19 protein-coding genes are annotated in these 14934 nt (G+C 68.3%); 5 read left to right on the plus strand and 14 right to left on the minus strand.

Annotated elements, in window-relative coordinates; all coding sequences use genetic code 11:
- Nucleotides 1-14: 14 nt before the first annotated feature.
- From AC4GYU_RS10985 to AC4GYU_RS11005, 5 genes are all read right to left on the minus strand, one after another.
- Nucleotides 15-710 carry a polysaccharide biosynthesis/export family protein gene (locus AC4GYU_RS10985; protein ID WP_491086993.1) on the minus strand — a complete coding sequence of 232 codons (696 nt, stop codon included), beginning with the start codon at nucleotides 708-710 and terminating at the stop codon, nucleotides 15-17.
- A 75-nt stretch (nucleotides 711-785) separates the two neighbouring features.
- On the minus strand, nucleotides 786-1838 hold the full coding sequence (locus tag AC4GYU_RS10990) for an SDR family oxidoreductase (RefSeq protein WP_491086994.1): 1053 nt from the start codon (nucleotides 1836-1838) through the stop codon (nucleotides 786-788).
- Complete coding sequence (locus tag AC4GYU_RS10995) at nucleotides 1831-2613, minus strand: metallophosphoesterase family protein (protein WP_491086995.1); 783 nt, start codon at nucleotides 2611-2613, stop codon at nucleotides 1831-1833. The genes AC4GYU_RS10990 and AC4GYU_RS10995 overlap by 8 nt, the downstream gene beginning before the upstream one ends.
- Before the next feature lie 8 nt (nucleotides 2614-2621).
- Complete coding sequence (locus AC4GYU_RS11000; RefSeq protein ID WP_491086996.1) at nucleotides 2622-3737, minus strand: glycosyltransferase family 4 protein; 1116 nt, start codon at nucleotides 3735-3737, stop codon at nucleotides 2622-2624.
- 63 nt (nucleotides 3738-3800) lie between these two features.
- The gene (locus AC4GYU_RS11005) at nucleotides 3801-5021 is read right to left on the minus strand and encodes a polyhydroxyalkanoate depolymerase (protein ID WP_491086997.1); all 1221 of its coding nucleotides are present in this window, start codon (nucleotides 5019-5021) and stop codon (nucleotides 3801-3803) included.
- A gap of 145 nt (nucleotides 5022-5166) precedes the next feature.
- Here AC4GYU_RS11005 and AC4GYU_RS11010 point away from each other — a divergent pair, with 145 nt between their 5' ends.
- From AC4GYU_RS11010 to paaG, 3 genes are read left to right on the plus strand one after another with little or no spacing between them, the layout of a single operon-like run.
- Nucleotides 5167-6954, plus strand: a complete 1788-nt coding sequence (locus AC4GYU_RS11010) for an ABC transporter transmembrane domain-containing protein (RefSeq protein WP_491086998.1) — start codon at nucleotides 5167-5169, stop codon at nucleotides 6952-6954.
- Nucleotides 6951-7220, plus strand: coding sequence for a PqqD family protein (locus AC4GYU_RS11015; protein ID WP_491086999.1), 270 nt, complete (start codon nucleotides 6951-6953; stop codon nucleotides 7218-7220). Before AC4GYU_RS11010 ends, AC4GYU_RS11015 begins: the two co-directional genes overlap by 4 nt.
- The gene (gene paaG / locus AC4GYU_RS11020) at nucleotides 7217-7999 is read left to right on the plus strand and encodes a 2-(1,2-epoxy-1,2-dihydrophenyl)acetyl-CoA isomerase PaaG (protein WP_491087000.1); all 783 of its coding nucleotides are present in this window, start codon (nucleotides 7217-7219) and stop codon (nucleotides 7997-7999) included. Before AC4GYU_RS11015 ends, paaG begins: the two co-directional genes overlap by 4 nt.
- Before the next feature lie 79 nt (nucleotides 8000-8078).
- On the opposite strand, the gene AC4GYU_RS11025 is transcribed toward paaG, so the two are convergent.
- Complete coding sequence (locus AC4GYU_RS11025; RefSeq protein ID WP_491087001.1) at nucleotides 8079-8585, minus strand: CAP domain-containing protein; 507 nt, start codon at nucleotides 8583-8585, stop codon at nucleotides 8079-8081.
- A 104-nt stretch (nucleotides 8586-8689) separates the two neighbouring features.
- On the opposite strand from AC4GYU_RS11025, the gene paaZ reads away from it, so the two are divergent.
- Nucleotides 8690-10714 carry a phenylacetic acid degradation bifunctional protein PaaZ gene (gene paaZ / locus AC4GYU_RS11030; protein WP_491087002.1) on the plus strand — a complete coding sequence of 675 codons (2025 nt, stop codon included), beginning with the start codon at nucleotides 8690-8692 and terminating at the stop codon, nucleotides 10712-10714.
- A 34-nt stretch (nucleotides 10715-10748) separates the two neighbouring features.
- Here paaZ and AC4GYU_RS11035 read toward each other — a convergent pair whose 3' ends face one another.
- On the minus strand, nucleotides 10749-11000 hold the full coding sequence (locus AC4GYU_RS11035) for a hypothetical protein (protein ID WP_491087003.1): 252 nt from the start codon (nucleotides 10998-11000) through the stop codon (nucleotides 10749-10751).
- Between the two features lie 67 nt (nucleotides 11001-11067).
- Here AC4GYU_RS11035 and AC4GYU_RS11040 point away from each other — a divergent pair, with 67 nt between their 5' ends.
- Nucleotides 11068-11535 (plus strand): MgtC/SapB family protein, encoded by a 468-nt coding sequence (locus tag AC4GYU_RS11040; RefSeq protein WP_491087004.1) that lies wholly within the window; start codon nucleotides 11068-11070, stop codon nucleotides 11533-11535.
- Here the strand turns inward: AC4GYU_RS11040 and AC4GYU_RS11045 are convergent.
- The 7 genes from AC4GYU_RS11045 to AC4GYU_RS11075 all read right to left on the minus strand — a co-directional run bounded on the left by AC4GYU_RS11045 (nucleotide 11441) and on the right by AC4GYU_RS11075 (nucleotide 14933).
- A complete protein-coding gene (locus tag AC4GYU_RS11045; protein ID WP_491087005.1) occupies nucleotides 11441-11893 on the minus strand; it encodes a DUF3253 domain-containing protein in 453 nt (150 codons plus the stop codon). The two genes, AC4GYU_RS11040 and AC4GYU_RS11045, sit on opposite strands and share 95 nt — an antisense overlap.
- Entirely contained in the window at nucleotides 11821-12111 is a 291-nt protein-coding gene (locus tag AC4GYU_RS11050; protein ID WP_491087006.1) for a UvrB/UvrC motif-containing protein, read from the minus strand. Before AC4GYU_RS11050 ends, AC4GYU_RS11045 begins: the two co-directional genes overlap by 73 nt.
- 355 nt (nucleotides 12112-12466) lie before the next feature.
- Nucleotides 12467-13015 carry a F0F1 ATP synthase subunit B family protein gene (locus AC4GYU_RS11055; RefSeq protein WP_491087007.1) on the minus strand — a complete coding sequence of 183 codons (549 nt, stop codon included), beginning with the start codon at nucleotides 13013-13015 and terminating at the stop codon, nucleotides 12467-12469.
- Nucleotides 13008-13502 (minus strand): F0F1 ATP synthase subunit B family protein, encoded by a 495-nt coding sequence (locus AC4GYU_RS11060; RefSeq protein WP_491087008.1) that lies wholly within the window; start codon nucleotides 13500-13502, stop codon nucleotides 13008-13010. Before AC4GYU_RS11060 ends, AC4GYU_RS11055 begins: the two co-directional genes overlap by 8 nt.
- A 34-nt stretch (nucleotides 13503-13536) precedes the next feature.
- Nucleotides 13537-13764 carry a F0F1 ATP synthase subunit C gene (locus tag AC4GYU_RS11065; RefSeq protein ID WP_129383163.1) on the minus strand — a complete coding sequence of 76 codons (228 nt, stop codon included), beginning with the start codon at nucleotides 13762-13764 and terminating at the stop codon, nucleotides 13537-13539.
- A 33-nt stretch (nucleotides 13765-13797) separates the two neighbouring features.
- On the minus strand, nucleotides 13798-14589 hold the full coding sequence (locus tag AC4GYU_RS11070; protein ID WP_491087009.1) for a F0F1 ATP synthase subunit A: 792 nt from the start codon (nucleotides 14587-14589) through the stop codon (nucleotides 13798-13800).
- Nucleotides 14589-14933 (minus strand): AtpZ/AtpI family protein, encoded by a 345-nt coding sequence (locus tag AC4GYU_RS11075; protein ID WP_491087010.1) that lies wholly within the window; start codon nucleotides 14931-14933, stop codon nucleotides 14589-14591. The genes AC4GYU_RS11070 and AC4GYU_RS11075 overlap by 1 nt, the downstream gene beginning before the upstream one ends.
- Nucleotide 14934: the final 1 nt, after the last annotated feature.

Genomic DNA, 14934 nt, shown 5'->3' on the forward strand with positions numbered 1-14934 from the left:
GCCGCGCGTTCGGCTTAGAACGGGCGGAAGATCGACAGGATGGGAATGTTGTTGAGGATCTGCTTCTGCGTCTTCTTCACGCTCGATCCGTCGACGACGATGATGTCCCCCGGATAGACGGGCGGATCGACCGCCTGGCCGCGGCGGATCTCCTGGAGATCGAAGGCCGCGGCCTGGCGCTGGCCCGATATGGTCCGGAAGACCGCGACGCGGCGAAGGTTGGCATCCTCGGTGGTGCCGCCCGAGAGAGCGACTGCCTGCATCAGGGTCAGCGGCGCATTGATCGGGAAGGACCCGCTCTGCTTGACCGCGCCGTCGACCGTCACGAGGCGACGGGTCGAGGATTTCACGCCGACGGCGATGTCGGGATTGACCAGATACTTGCGGCTGTAGGCCGTGGTCAGGCGCTGGTCGAGTTCGGCGGTGGTGAGGTCGGCCGCCTCGACGCTGCCGATGAGCGGCAGGTTGATGCGCCCGGTCAGGTCGACCTCATAGTCGCCCGACAAATCCTTCTGGCGGAAGATGTTCACCGTCAGCGTGTCGAGCGGCGAGATCCGGTAATTGTCCTCGAGGCTGACCGTCTTGGGCTGATCCGGCGCGCCGAGCGCGACATTGTACGGGATCGGGCCACCCGGCTTGTCAGCGCAGGAGGCGACCAGGACGGCAGCGGAAATGACGGCGAGCTTATGGAGTTGCGATTTGCGGCTCATACTCTTCCCAAGACAAATGCAGCTCCCCCTGCGGGGAGCGATAGCGCAAGCCGAAACGAATCAACAGCGTCGATTTTAGGCCTGTGACTGCCTTTGCGCCAAATACCAAGGCATTGCGGCGGCGATCCCCGCCACGATGTCATGCGTCGGACGATAGCCGAGAAGGCGTCCGGCCTTGCCGACATCGGCTTCGCTGTGGCGCACGTCGCCAGCCCGGAACGGACCGTGGTCGGGCTCGGCATCGACCGGCGAACCGTGGCTCGCGAGGCTCTCCTTGAGCAGTCCGAACAGCTGATTGAGCGTGGTCCGCTCGCCGACCGCGACATTGTAGACCTCGCCCTGCGCCTCGTCGGGCGCGAGCGCGGCCAGCAGATTGGCCTGCACCGCATTGGCGACGAAGCAGAAGTCGCGGCTGGTCTCGCCGTCGCCGTTGATCATCACCTTGGTGTCGGTGAGCAAGGCATCGATCCACTTGGGGATGACGGCGGCATAGGGGCCGTGCGGGTCCTGGCGCGGACCGAAGACATTGAAATAGCGAAGCCCGGTCGCGCGGAAGCCGTACGAGCGCGCATAGACGGCGGCGTACAACTCGTTGGCGAGCTTGGTCACCGCATAAGGCGAGAGCGGATTGCCGATCCGGTCCTCGACCTTGGGCAGATTGGGCTCATCGCCATAGGTGCTCGACGAGGCGGCGTAGACGAAGCGCCCCACCCCGGCCTTGCGCGCCGCCTCGAGCATCTGGACGAAGCCCGTGACATTGACCTCGTGGCTGGTCAGCGGGTCGGCAATCGAGCGCGGCACCGAGCCGAGCGCGGCCTGATGAAGCACGATGTCGCGGCCGGCGCAGGCCGCCGCGCAGATCTCGCCATCGCGGATGTCGCCGACGATCATGTGGAAGCGTGCCGCCTGCGCCGGGGTCACCGCCGCCAGCAGCTCGTCGAGGTTGCGCTGGTGACCGGTCGCGAAATTGTCGAGCCCGACCACGTCCTGGTCGAGCCGGAGCAAGGTCTCGACGAGGTTCGACCCGATGAACCCCGCGGCGCCCGTCACAAGCCAGCGGCGCGGATTTGCCCGCAAGTCCGCTTCATGCGCGGCAAGACCGGGCGCGGCGAACAACTTCTCAAACATTCACGCTCTCCCAGTCGCGATAGCCGTCGACCGTGTCGATCAGCCAGCGCCGTTCGTCTTCGAGGCAGAGGGCCGACAGCCGGCCGCTCGCATAGGCGCCGGTATCGATCCCGATCCGCCAACCCGATTGTTCGACCCGCTCGCTGATCGTGTGGCCATGGACGATCATCGCGCCATGGTCGCGCCGGTCCGACAGAAAGGGCTCGCGGATCCAGCGCAGGTCGGTGAGGCTCTGCTGTTCGAGCGGAACGCCGGGGCGGATCCCCGCATGCACGAACAGATAATCGCCAAAGCGCAGGCTGTCGGCGAGGCCGAGCAGGAAGTCGCGGTGCGAGGCGGGAATGGCGGCGGCGACGCTGGCCTGCGCCTCGCGCGGGTTCTGGAGCGCGATCTGCTCGGCGTCGGCCGAATAGCTGCGCAGCGTCTCGCTCCCGCCGAACCGGAGCCAGCCCTCGATCCGGCTGGTGTCGCCCTCGAGAATCCGCTGCAGCACTTCCTCGTGATTGCCGGCGATCGACACGATCCGGAAACCCGGCAGCTTCACGGTCGCGAGCAGTTCGATCACCTCGGCCGAGGCCGGGCCGCGGTCGATGAGGTCGCCGAGCAGCACGATCAGCCCCTTGGCGCGCGGCCGCCCCTCATGGTCGGCGATGATCCGCTTGAGGAGATCGTCGAGCTCGGTCAGGCAGCCGTGCACGTCGCCGATCACATAGGCCCGCCAGCCTGCGAGTCCGCGCGTCCGGGCCGCGGGGGAAGAGAAGAAATTCAAAGGCATGGGGCGCCCTAGGCTGCCTTCCCTGTCAGTCTCATGACTGCTTCATCATAGGCCGCGACGACCAGTCGTTCGTCATATTCGCGTTCGGCGATGGCGCGGGCGTTGCGGCCCCACTCCTGCCGCCGCTCGGGCCCTGCCTCGACGAACTCGGCGATCGCCGCCGCCATCGCCTCGGCCGAGCGGACCTCGAACAGGAGGCCGTTTTCGCCGTGGCGGACGATCTCGCGGCAGCCGGGAACGTCGGACGCGACCAACGGCCGCCCGCAGGCCGCCGCCTCGAGCAGCGACTTGGGCATGCCCTCGCGATAGGAGGGAAGGATCACCCCGTCGGACGCGCGGATGAACGGCCGCACGTCGTCGGTCCGCCCGGCATGGACCACCAGCCCGTCCGCGACCCAGCCCGCCACCTCCTCGGCCGAAATGGCGGTGCGGTTGGCCGCGCCAAGCTCGCCCAGCAAGGTCACGCGCAGGTTCGGGAAGCGCGGGCGAAGCAGGCGCATCGCCTCGGCCAGCTCGCGCACGCCCTTGTCGCCGAGCAGCCGCCCGATGAACAGCAGCTCGACCCCATTGTCCTTGCGCTTCTTGAGCGGGGTCGCGGCATAAGCCTTGCAGTCGACCCCCGAGCCCGGGAGGAAGCTGACCTGGTCCGTCGTCACCAGTCCCATCTTCTCAAACAGCGCCGCATCGTCGCGGTTCTGGAAGAAGACGGTGGGGAGGTTGCGGAAGGCCTCGCGGTACATCGCCGCCTGGATCTTGAGCAACAGCCCGCCCTTGATGAAGGCGGTGCCGAGCCCCGACACGTTGGGCAGGAACGGCACGCCGGTCGCCCGCGCCGCGAGGCCCGCATAGATATTGCCCTTGGGCGTCCAGCTCATCACCGCTGCCGGCTTCACCGCGCGGAACAGCCGGATCAGGCCGAGCAGACTCTTCAGCTCCTGCACCGGCGCCGTCCCGTCGGCGACCAGCGGCACCTGATAGGTCGGGAGCAGCAGCACCGGCTTGTCGCCCATCGGCACCACGGCCTCGAGCGGCCACTTGCCCTTCAGGCCCTTGATCAGCCCGAAACGCTGGTGCGACAGGTTCCAGCTACTGTTGGCGACGAGGAGGATGGGCCGGTCGGACATTCGCCCCGCCGCTTAAGGCCGCCGCGCCAGCATGCAAGGGCGCTTGATCCTCCCGCTTCGGGTCTAGTCGTGCTCCGCGATGAATTTCTCGACCACCGGCGCGATGGTCTCGCGCCACTTGCGCCCGTTGAAGATACCGTAATGGCCGGCACCCTTGGCGAGGTGGTACTTCTTGTCGCCGGCCGGAAGCGCGGTCGCGAGCTTGAGCGCGGCCTTGGTCTGGCCAACCCCCGAAATATCGTCCCGCTCGCCCTCGATCGCCAGCAGCGCGGTCTTCGTGATCGCCCCCGGCAGCACCGGGCGGCCGCGATGGGTCATCTCGCCCTTGGGAAGGAGATGGCGCTGGAACACCACGTCGACGGTCTGGAGATAGAATTCGGCGGTCATGTCGGCGACCGAGCGATATTCGTCGTAGAAGTTGCGCGTCGCCTCAGCGCTTTCCTCGTCGCCCTCGACCAGATGCTTGAACATCTCCCAGTGGCTGATGAGGTGGTTGCCGAGGTTCATGGTCATGAAGCCGGCGAGCTGGAGGAAGCCCGGATAGACCCGCCGTCCGCCGCCCGGATACATGCCCGGAACGGTGCAGACGACATTCTGCTGGAACCAGGCATGCGGCCGCTCGGTCGCCAGCGTGTTGACCGCGGTCGGCGCCTCGCGCGTGTCGATCGGCCCGCCCATCATGGTCAGGCTCCTGGGTGTCGCGGGATGGTCGTCGGCATTCATCAGCGCCACCGCCGCATAGGCCGGGACGCTCGGCTGGCAGACCGCGAGCATGTGTGCACCCGGCCCGATCTTCTCCAGCCAGCGGACGAGATAGTCGATATAATCGTCGAGATCGAAGCCGCCGTCGCGGGTGGGGACATATTTGGCGTCGCGCCAGTCGGTGATGAACACCTCATGCCCCGGCAGCAGCCGCTCGACCGTGCCGCGCAAGAGGGTCGCGAAATGACCCGACATCGGCGCGACGATCAGCAGCCGCGGCTGGCCCTCGGGCCCGCCTTCCTTCACGAAATGCTTGAGCTGCCCGAACGGCAGCCGGTCGACGATCTCCTCGCGGACCGTTACCGACCGCCCCTCGACGAGGGTGGTCTCGATCCCGAACGCCGGCTTGCCGCGCGGCGCGGCGGCATGGGCGAAGACGTCGAGGCTCGCCGCGACGATCCCGCTCATCCCGTTGTAGCTCAGCGGATTGGCGGTGCTGGTCAGCCAGTCGGACGAGAGGTTGGCCCATTGGCTCGCCCCCGCAAGCCAGGAGCGCTGCACCTCATAGGCATCATAAAGCATGCGTTTGATCTTATCCTTTTGCCCATCAACCGGCATGGGACCGAAAGGGTCCGAACGCAAGCGGCATGGGCCCGCCATCCCCGTGCGGGGCAGCGCCCGCACCTCCCCTTTGTTTCACCGCCCCGCGCTGCTACCTCCCGCGCTCATGGCTTCCCGATCCGCCTCCGACGACAAGCCCGAGGGCCGCAGCCTCGGCAATCTCGCCCTCGTCTATCGCGCCGCCGCCCGCTACCCGGCGCGGATCGCGGCGGCGCTCTTCTTCCTCGCGATCAGCTCGGCGGCGACGCTGGCGATCCCGCGCGGCTTCAAGGAAGTGATCGACCGCGGCTTCACCAGCGGCACCATCAGCACCGCCGCGGTGACTCAGGCCTTCCACTATCTGTTGATGATCGTGCTGGTGCTCGCGCTCGCGACCGGCCTTCGCTTCTACTTCGTCTCCTGGCTCGGCGAGCGGACCGTCGCCGACCTCCGTCGCCAGGTGCAGCGCAACCTCCTCACCCTGCCGCCGCGCTTCTTCGAGGAAAACCGCCCGAGCGAGATCGCCTCGCGCCTCACCGCCGACACGGCGATCCTCGAGCAAGTCGTCGGAAGCTCCATCTCCTTCGCGCTTCGCAACTTCGTCACCGGCGTCGGCGGGATCATCTACCTGTTCGTCCTGAGCCCCAAGCTCGCCGGCATGCTGCTGATCGCCATCCCGCTCCTGTTCGGGCCGATCATCCTGTTCGGGCGCAAGGTCCGGACGTTGAGCCGCGCCAGCCAGGATCGCATCGCCGACGTCGGCAGCAACGTCAGCGAAGTGCTTGGCGCGATGAAGATCGTCCAGGCCTTCGGGCAGGAAGGGCGCGAGGAACAGCGCTTCGCCGACACGGTCGAGCGCGCCTTCGCCACCGCCAAGATGCGGATGCGGCTGCGCGCGGTGATGACCGTGCTGCTCATCGCCATGTTCACCAGCGCGATCGTGCTGGTCATCTGGGAAGGCGCAATCGACGTCGCCGCGGGCCGCATGACCGGTGGCGACATCGCGGCTTTCGTCTTCACCGGCCTGCTCGTCGGCGGCGCCTTCGGGGCCCTGTCCGAAATCTACGGCGATCTCCTCCGCGCGTCGGGCGCGGCGGCGCGGATCGCCGAGCTGATCGCCGCCCGGGCCGAGATCAGCGCCCCCGCCCAGCCGGTCGCCTTGCCCCTCCCTGCCCGCGGCGCGCTCTCCTTCGACAATGTCGAATTCCGCTACCCGACCCGGCCCGACGCCAAGGCGCTGCACGGCCTTACCTTGTCGGTCGCGCCGGGCGAGACGGTGGCGGTGGTCGGGCCTTCGGGCGCGGGCAAGTCCACCCTCTTCCAGCTCGCGCTGCGTTTCTACGATCCGCAGGAAGGCATTGTCTCGTTCGACGGCGTCGACCTTCGCGACTGCGACCCTGCCGACCTTCGCCATCGCATCGCGCTCGTGCCGCAGGAGACGGTGATCTTCGCCGCCAGCGCCCGCGACAACCTCCGCTACGGTCGCTGGGACGCGAGCGAGGCCGAGATCGAAGCGGCCGCCCGCGCCGCCAATGCGCACGACTTCCTCGCCGCCATGCCCGAGGGCTACGACACCTATCTCGGCGAAGGCGGCGCGCGCCTCTCGGGCGGCCAGCGCCAGCGCATCGCCATCGCCCGCGCGCTGCTTCGCGACGCGCCTTTGCTGCTCCTCGACGAAGCGACCAGCGCGCTCGACGCCGAGAGCGAAGCCTCGGTCCAGGAAGCGCTCGAACGCCTCATGGAAAGCCGGACCACGGTGGTCATCGCCCACCGCCTCGCCACGGTCCGCGCCGCCGACCGGATCATCGTCATGGACGAGGGCCGGATCGTCGAGGAAGGCAATCATGCCAGCCTGACCGCGCGCGGCGGCCTCTACGCCCGCCTTGCCCGCCTCCAGTTCGACGTCGCCGCATGACCCGCTATCGCCGCTCCCCGCAGGCGCTGTCGGCTGAAGTCGGCGACGATATCGTCGCCCTCCAGGCCGAGCGCGGCTTCGCCTTCGGCATGGAAGGCGTCACCGCCGCCGTCTGGCAGTTGCTCGACCAGCCGCGCAGCGAAGACGAGATCGTCGCCGCCTTGCTTGCCGACTACGACGTGGCGGAAGGCGAATGCCGCGCCGATGTCGCCGAACTGATGGCCAAGCTGCGCGACGAAGGCCTGATCGAGGACGTGACCGAATGACGTACGAGACACTGATCGTCAGCGAGGACCAGGGCGTCGCTCGGATCACCCTCAACCGCCCCGATCGCCTCAACAGCTTCACGGCCGCGATGCACGCCGAGCTTCGCGACGCGCTCGACGCCGCCGCCGGAAGCACGCGGGTCATCATCCTCACCGGCGCCGGACGCGGCTTCTGCGCCGGGCAGGACCTCAACGACCGTGCGGTCACCCCGGGCCAGGCCGTCGATCTCGGCGAGACGGTCGAGGCGAGCTGGAACCCGCTCATCCGCCGCCTCGCGACGCTCGACCAGCCGGTCATCGCCCGCGTCAATGGCGTCGCGGCGGGGGCCGGCGCGAATATCGCGCTCGCCTGCGACCTGGTGGTGGCGGGCCGCTCGGCCAAGTTCATCCAGAGCTTCGCCAACCTCGGACTCATTCCCGACAGCGGCGGCAGCTGGCACCTGCCAAGAATGGTCGGCCAGGCCCGCGCGCTCGGCCTCGCCCTGACCGCCGAGCCCTTGCCCGCCGACAAGGCCGCCGACTGGGGCCTCATCTGGAAATGCGTCGACGACGATGCGCTCGACACCGAGGTCGACGCGCTCGCGAAGAGGCTTGCGTCCCTCCCCCCGCTCGGCCTTGCCGCGATCAAGCACATCATCCGCACGACCGGCGAGCGCACGCTTCCGCAGGAACTCGACCTCCAGCGCGACGAGATGCGCCGCCTCGGATTCACCGAAGACTATCGCGAAGGCGTAACCGCCTTCCTCGAGAAAAGGCCGGCGGTCTACAGGGGCAAATGATTGTTCCCCGGCGAAAGCCGGGGCCCAGTTTTCTTGGATCGCGAAGGCACTGGACCCCGGCCTTCGCCGGGGAACAGCATCAGGGGACCGGCTTGCCGTCCCGGTTCCCCGGCGGCGAATAGCGGCAGATGAGGTAGCGCCAGCCGCCCTCGTCGTGGATCGCGCAACCGACGTGAGTCGTGCCCTTCCAGATCATCTGCGTGTAATGCGCGACGTCTTCCCACTTGCCGGTGCGAGTCACCGCCGGAAACAGCCCGGGGACGAACAGCCTCTTCTCCTCGACCCACATGGTGGCGAGGCTCTCGGGCGTGCCGCGCCAGTCGAGGTCCATGGCGAGATTCTCGCGCTGCCCGGGGCGCTCCTCGCGCGGGGAATGGACCAGCCGCTTCAGCGCCGCCAGCCGCGGCCCGTAGCTCGCCGCGCTCCGCGCCAGCTCCTCGTCCCAGACGAGCGGCGGCGCCCCGACCTCGGCCCGCGCCGCATTGTGCACCGCCAGCAGCCGCCCCGCGATGCCGTCCGTCTGGCGCGGCGGGAGGGTCGGAACGGCGGCGCTGAGCGCGGCGGCGAGGGCAAGGCCGAGCGGCATGCGCCGAGCATGACCCCGCCCCGCTTGCCGAGCCGTTGCCCGAGATGGTTAACCGGCCACGCCCAGGGATGACGGCCCGTCCGCACATGCCTAGAGAAGTGGCCATGAAGACTGCGCAACTGCTCAACTTTGCCCGCGGCGAATGGACCCCGGGCGCCGCCTCCAGCCTCGTCGAACTGCCGAGCGCAATCGACGGCTCCCCGGTCGCGCTGACCGGCTCGGGCGGGCTCGACTTCGGCGCCATGGCCCGCTTCGCCCGCGAGGTCGGCGGCCCGGCCCTGCGCGCCATGACCTTCCACGAGCGCGCGCGGATGCTGAAGGCGCTCGGCCTTGCCATCATGGCCCGCAAGGAGGAGCTCTACGCCCTCAACTTCGCCACCGGCGCGACCCGCAAGGACGGCTGGATCGACATCGAGGGCGGCGCGGGCACCTTGCTCTCCTTCTCCTCCAAGGGCCGCCGCGAGCTGCCCGACGCGCATGTTCTCCTCGACGGCGGGGTCGAGCCGCTGTCAAAGTCGCCCGACTTCATCGGCCAGCACGTCTACACTTCGCTGCAGGGCGTCGCGGTCCACATCAACGCCTTCAACTTCCCCGTCTGGGGCATGCTCGAGAAGCTTGCCCCGACCCTGCTCGCCGGCGTCCCCGCGATCGTGAAGCCCGCCAGCGCCACCGCCTGGCTGACCGAGGCCGCCTTCCGAGTGATGATCGAGGCCGGCGTCCTTCCGCCCGGCGCGGTGCAGCTCGTCGTCGGCGGGGTCGGTGACCTGTTCGACCATCTCGGCGGGCAGGACGTGGTCAGCTTCACCGGCTCGGCCGCGACCGCGTTGAAGCTTCGCACCCACCCCAACATCCAGCGCGAGAGCGTCCGCTTCATCGCCGAGCAGGACAGCCTCAACGCCTCTTTGCTCGGCCCCGACGCCGCTCCCGGCACGCCCGAATTCGACCTGTTCGTCGCCGAGGTGGTCAACGAGATGACGGTGAAGGCGGGCCAGAAGTGCACCGCCATCCGCCGGGCGATGGTCCCCGCGGCCTATCTCGACGCGACCGAGCAGGCAATCGCCGCACAGCTCGCGGCCCTCCCCGTCGGCGACCCGCGCGCGGCCGAGACCCGCATGGGCGCGCTCGTCAGCGAGGCGCAGCGGAGCAGCGTCCGCGAGGCCATTGCCGCCATCACCGCCGGCGGTGCCCGCATCGCTTCCGGCGATCCCGACCAGCGCCCCGGCCCTGACGGCGGCGCCTTCATGCCCCCTGTCCTGCTCCGCGCCGACGATCCCTGGGCGTGCGAGGCCGCGCACGACGTCGAGCCCTTCGGCCCGGTCGCGACGCTCATGCCCTATGCCGATCTCGGCGATGCGGTCCGCCTCGCCAACCGCGGCAAGGGCAGCCTCGCCCTCTCGCTCTTCACCCATTCGCCCGAGGCCGCGCGCGACTTCGTCCTCGGCGCGGGCGCTTTCCACGGGCGGATGCTGGTCATCGACCGCACCAACGGCAGCCACTCGACCGGCCACGGCTCGCCCCTCCCCGTCCTCGTCCACGGCGGCCCGGGCCGCGCCGGCGGCGGCGAGGAGATGGGCGGGGTCCGCGGCGTCAGCCACTACATGCAGCGGACCGCATTGCAGGGCTCGCCCGCGATGATCGCCGCCATCACCCGCCAATATATCCCCGGTGGTCCCAAGAATGTCCTTGCCGCCCATCCTTTCCGCAAGCGGATGAGCGAGCTCCACATCGGCGACACGCTCAAGACGGCAAGCCGCACCGTGACCATCGAGGACATCGAGCATTTCGCCCATTTCACGGGTGACACCTTCTACGCCCACATGGACGAGGAAGCGGCCAAGGCCTCGCCCATCTTCGAAGGCCGCGTCGCCCACGGCTATCTCATCCTGAGCTTCGCCGCGGGCCTGTTCGTCGACCCCGATCCCGGCCCCGTCCTCGCCAATACCGGCCTCGAGAATCTGCGCTTCCTGACCCCCCTCTATCCGGGCGATTCGATGCGGGTCGAGCTGACCGTCCGCTCGAAGAGCCTCAAGAACGAGGAGACCGGCGTGGTCCGCTGGGCGGTCGAGATCTTCAACCAGAAGGACGAACTGGTCGCGACCTACGATCTCCTGACCGAAAACGTGCCCTGAGGGCGTGTCAGCGGCGGCGCCTTGCCCCGGGGCCCTAGCGGCTCCGGAGGCCCTCCTCGCTCCACGCCATCGAGATCAGCCGGACATGACCCGGCCCGAGGCGCTGCGCCATGGAGAGCGTGCCGCCGAAGCTATCCGGCGAGCCGAGATAAAAGAGGCCGAGCAAGGGCCGGCTCGAGCTCAGCGGCATGGCCGGCGCGGCCGTCATGTCAGGCCGGTAGCGCGCCACGTCGACGGCGCCATCCTTGGCCGTCGCCGCATGCCACCCCACGGTGGAAGCACGCATCCTACGGCGGGATAGCTCGTTAGGCGCAAGGGTCGGGCAGCCGCCCGGCTATCTCGTGGAGTATGCCTTGTTCGATCAGTTCCTCGGCGCCGACCATTTCGACATCATGCCGCATCTGGTGGCCCTAGCCGTCGCCTATCTGCTCGCCCTGCCGATCGGCTGGAACCGCGAGCATTCGGGACGGAGCGCGGGCCTTCGCACCTTTCCCCTCGTGGCCGTGGCCACCTGCGGCTTCATCCAGGCATCGGAATCGCTGACGGCGGAATCGCCCGAAGCGATGGCGCGGATCATCGAAGGCCTGATTACGGGTATGGGCTTCATCGGCGGCGGCGCGATCCTGCGCCGGGAGGATTCGGTCAAGGGCACCGCCACGGCGGCGAGCCTGTGGGTGACGGGCGCCATCGGCGTGTCGGTCGGACTTGGCCGCCTCGACGTTGCGCTCATGCTGTCGGTCGTGACCGTCGCGACTTTGTGGTTCGTGACCCCCTTGAAGCGTGTCGGCGAAGACGAGCCCGGCAAGGAGCAGGTCGATTGAGCTCAGGCGGCACCTTGGCCCTCAGGGCGCCCCCCCCTCCCCCTTCGTCCGGCGCGCCGGGGCTGATCCGGTAAGGCCCGGCGCGCGACACGAGCTGCTGCCCTTTCCAGCTCAGCCGGATCGCTCCTTCGGCGAGGAGGCCATCGACCGCGGCGTGGACCGCCGGCATCGCCGCGCGCCACTCCTCCCCCGACGTCGTCGCCCGCGCCACCTCGCTCGGGCAGATCGAGCCGCCTGGAGAACGGGACGCGAGCAGGGTCAGTATCGCCTGGCGCGCAGCGCAACTCACGGTCGGCGACGCCGCCCCCGCGTTGTCCGCCCGGAGGTCATCGGATCGGGCTTGGCCGGGCGCTTCCACCCCGGCGGCGGGGTGAGGCGCTGCTGGCTGGTGCCGAGCCCCATCGCGCCGGGCTCCTGCCGTTCCAGCCCCGCGAAATCGGCCTCCTTCGCCTCGTCCGGAGTCGCGCCCCCACGCAGCATCGCGATCTGGTCGCGGCAGCGCTTGGCTTCCTCATAATCCAGCGCAAGCGCCGCCCGCTCCATCCGCTCGCGCAGGCTCTCGATCGTGTCCGACATGATCCCACAACGCACCGACCGACGCCCGGATGCGAATTGCCCCGCCCAGGCGTCGGCCCTTCGGCAGCCTTCTTGAGCGCGAGAGCTTGCAAAGTAGGATTTCGCCTGCTCGAATAACCGGAGCGGTTTCTTCACGAGTTCTTTGAACCTGTTGGATTCTCATCCCTCCCGCACCCGCGCGGGTCACGGCATGTCACCTTGGTGCTTTCCGCCAAGCTGTTGCTTTCTCTCGTGAAACGCTCGGGGCCGCCCTCGCGCCGACACCCGTTCCTGTGTCACCTTCGTGATCCTCGCGCGCACGAAAAAGGCCGCCGGATCGCTCCAGCGGCCTGTTTCCCGTCCCGAGGCGAAGCGCTTAGCGGATGCCGGCGATCGCCTGGTCGATCAGCGCCTTGTCGGCACCGGCGTCATGCTTGTCGGCGATGATCCGGGCGGCGGCCTTGGCGGCAGCATCAGCGGCGGTGGCGCGAAGCTGCTGGAGCGCGGCGCGCTCCTCGGCGGCGATCTTGTCCTCGGCCATGCGGGTCCGGCGCTCGACCAGCGCGGCGGCGTCGGTCTCGGCCTTGGCGCGGATCGAATCGGCCTCGTGCCGGGCGCGCTCGAGCATGGCCGCGGCCTCGCTCTCGGACGCAGCGGCGCGCTGCTCATATTCGGCCTTGATCTTCTCGGCCTCGGCGCGGAGCGCGGCAGCCTCGTCGAGCTGGGCGCGGATCCCCGCGATCTTGCCGTCGAGCGCCTTGCCGATCGCGGCCGGGACCTTCTTCCACAGCATCAGCGCAACGACGATCGCCATCGCGAGGCCGACCAGCATGGTCGCATCGAAACCGAGCGCGCGCGGGTCGGTGTGGACTTCGCTCCCGGCCTCGACTTCGGTGTGGGTCTTGTTCTGCAGTTCGTCAGCCACGGACGAGCTCCTGCTGGACGGCGGCGCGGGCGGTGCCCTCGTCGACCGTCAGGCCAGCCACCCGGCTGACCATCGCGGCGGCAGCCTCGGCGGCCACCGATTCGATCTCGGACTGGGCCGAGGTGCGCGCCTCGGCGATCCGCCGCGACGCTTCCTCGAGCTTGGTCTGGGCAGCGCTGTCGGCCGCCTTGACCCGGGCTTCGGTCGCCTGCGCGGCCGCCGCCTTGGCCTCGGCCGCGACCTTGGCCGCTTCGGCCCGGCTGCGATCGAGGGTGGCCCGATAATCCGCCTCGAGCCTGTCCGCGGTGTCGCGGGCGCTGGCGGCGGTCTGGAGGTCGGCCGCGATCTTGCTGTCACGCAGATCCACGGTGCCCTGGATCTTGGGCACCATGCCCAGACCCACGACGACGAAGATCAATCCGAAGGTGATCACCAGCCAGAACAGCTGGGATGCAAAAATCTCCGAAAGTTGCGCGATTTGCGGCACTGGCCGACCTCTAGTCTTGAAGGTTGTCCGGCGCTTACGCGACGAACAGGAGGATCATCGCAACGACGAACGCGAGCAGACCGAGAAGCTCGGCGGCCGCGAAGCCGATGAAGAGACGGCCCTGCTGGCTGTCGGCCGCGGCCGGGTTGCGCAGCGCGCTCTCGAGGAACGAGCCGAAGACGTTACCCACGCCGAGGGCGGCCATGCCGACGCCGATGGCGGCGAGACCAGCACCGAGCAGCTTTGCGGCTTCTGCGTCCATGTTCAAACTCCCTTTTGTATCTTGTTGTAAGGCTTAGTGAAGATTGATCGCGTCGTTGAGATACAGGCTCGTCAGTAGCGCGAAGACATAGGCCTGGATGGCGGCGACCAGCAGCTCGAGGGCGCTGATGCCGATCATCAGGATCAGACTGGGAACGCTCACCACCGGGGCGACCCACAGGGCCTCGGCATTGAGGCCGTTGATCACGAAGCCCGCGAGCACCTTCAGCAGGATGTGGCCGGCGGTCATCGCGACGAACAGTCGCAGCGCCAGGCTGAAGGGGCGGACCATGAAGGAGACGAACTCGACCGGGATCAGGATCGGCATCATCCACCAGGGCGCGCCGTGCGGCACGAACAGGCTGAAGAAGTGGAAGCCATGCTTCGCGAAGCCGACGATCAGCACGATCGAGAAGGACACGATCGCCAGCACCGCGGTGACGCTGAGGTGGCTGGTGACGGTGAAGGGGTGGACGCCAGGAATGATCCCGAACGGCAGCAGGCCGAGGATGTTGGCGACGAGGATGAACATGAACAGCGAGAAGACGTAGGGCACGAACTTCTTGCCGGCCGGGCCGATGTTGGTCTCCATCATGTTGGTGATGAAGCCGGTGACGCCTTCGACGGCGACCTGCCAGCGGCCGGGCACCAGCTCGCGCTTCATGCCGCCCAGCATGAACATCCAGATGACGACGAGCGTGAACAGCATCCACAGCGAGCTGTTGGTGAAGGCGATCGAATGCCCTGCAATCTGCCAGTCATGGCCGAACAGGGGTTCGACCTGGAACTGGTGCATCGGATCGATCTTGCCCGATTCGGCCGCCACTATTGGTCCCTTTTGGCTCGTGCGTTCGACATCTTGATGATGCTCCAAAAGCCGCTGGCGGTGCCGAGCACCATCAGCGTGATAAAGAGCATCGGCCACGTGCCCAGCAGGCGATCGAGCGCCCAGCCAATCAACGTGCCGCCAAGCAGACCGCCGATCAGGGTGGCGAGGACCCGCTGCCCCAGCTGCTCATTCGCATCCGGGGCCGGTCCCTTGCCGGTCCTGACCGCTTCCTTCCGCTGCGCTTCGGCCACCCTCTGTTCGAGGTGGTCGAGCCGCGCGTCGGCGGGAAGCCTGTCGTCCTGCCCGAGCCCGTCTTCCCCCATGTTCTCACTCTTCCTCATG

The sequence above is a fragment of the Sphingomonas sp. SP2 genome, assembly GCF_058313385.1.

Bases quoted from the DNA above. Each gene is read 5' to 3' on its own strand.
- AC4GYU_RS10985 (WP_491086993.1), bottom strand. From the start codon at position 710: ATGAGCCGCAAATCGCAACTCCATAAGCTCGCCGTCATTTCCGCTGCC.
- AC4GYU_RS10990 (WP_491086994.1), bottom strand. From the start codon at position 1,838: ATGTTTGAGAAGTTGTTCGCCGCGCCCGGTCTTGCCGCGCATGAAGCG.
- AC4GYU_RS10995 (WP_491086995.1), bottom strand. From the start codon at position 2,613: ATGCCTTTGAATTTCTTCTCTTCCCCCGCGGCCCGGACGCGCGGACTC.
- AC4GYU_RS11000 (WP_491086996.1), bottom strand. From the start codon at position 3,737: ATGTCCGACCGGCCCATCCTCCTCGTCGCCAACAGTAGCTGGAACCTG.
- AC4GYU_RS11005 (WP_491086997.1), bottom strand. From the start codon at position 5,021: ATGCTTTATGATGCCTATGAGGTGCAGCGCTCCTGGCTTGCGGGGGCG.
- AC4GYU_RS11010 (WP_491086998.1), top strand. From the start codon at position 5,167: ATGGCTTCCCGATCCGCCTCCGACGACAAGCCCGAGGGCCGCAGCCTC.
- AC4GYU_RS11015 (WP_491086999.1), top strand. From the start codon at position 6,951: ATGACCCGCTATCGCCGCTCCCCGCAGGCGCTGTCGGCTGAAGTCGGC.
- paaG (WP_491087000.1), top strand. From the start codon at position 7,217: ATGACGTACGAGACACTGATCGTCAGCGAGGACCAGGGCGTCGCTCGG.
- AC4GYU_RS11025 (WP_491087001.1), bottom strand. From the start codon at position 8,585: ATGCCGCTCGGCCTTGCCCTCGCCGCCGCGCTCAGCGCCGCCGTTCCG.
- paaZ (WP_491087002.1), top strand. From the start codon at position 8,690: ATGAAGACTGCGCAACTGCTCAACTTTGCCCGCGGCGAATGGACCCCG.
- AC4GYU_RS11035 (WP_491087003.1), bottom strand. From the start codon at position 11,000: ATGCGTGCTTCCACCGTGGGGTGGCATGCGGCGACGGCCAAGGATGGC.
- AC4GYU_RS11050 (WP_491087006.1), bottom strand. From the start codon at position 12,111: ATGTCGGACACGATCGAGAGCCTGCGCGAGCGGATGGAGCGGGCGGCG.
- AC4GYU_RS11065 (WP_129383163.1), bottom strand. From the start codon at position 13,764: ATGGACGCAGAAGCCGCAAAGCTGCTCGGTGCTGGTCTCGCCGCCATC.
- AC4GYU_RS11075 (WP_491087010.1), bottom strand. From the start codon at position 14,933: ATGAGGAAGAGTGAGAACATGGGGGAAGACGGGCTCGGGCAGGACGAC.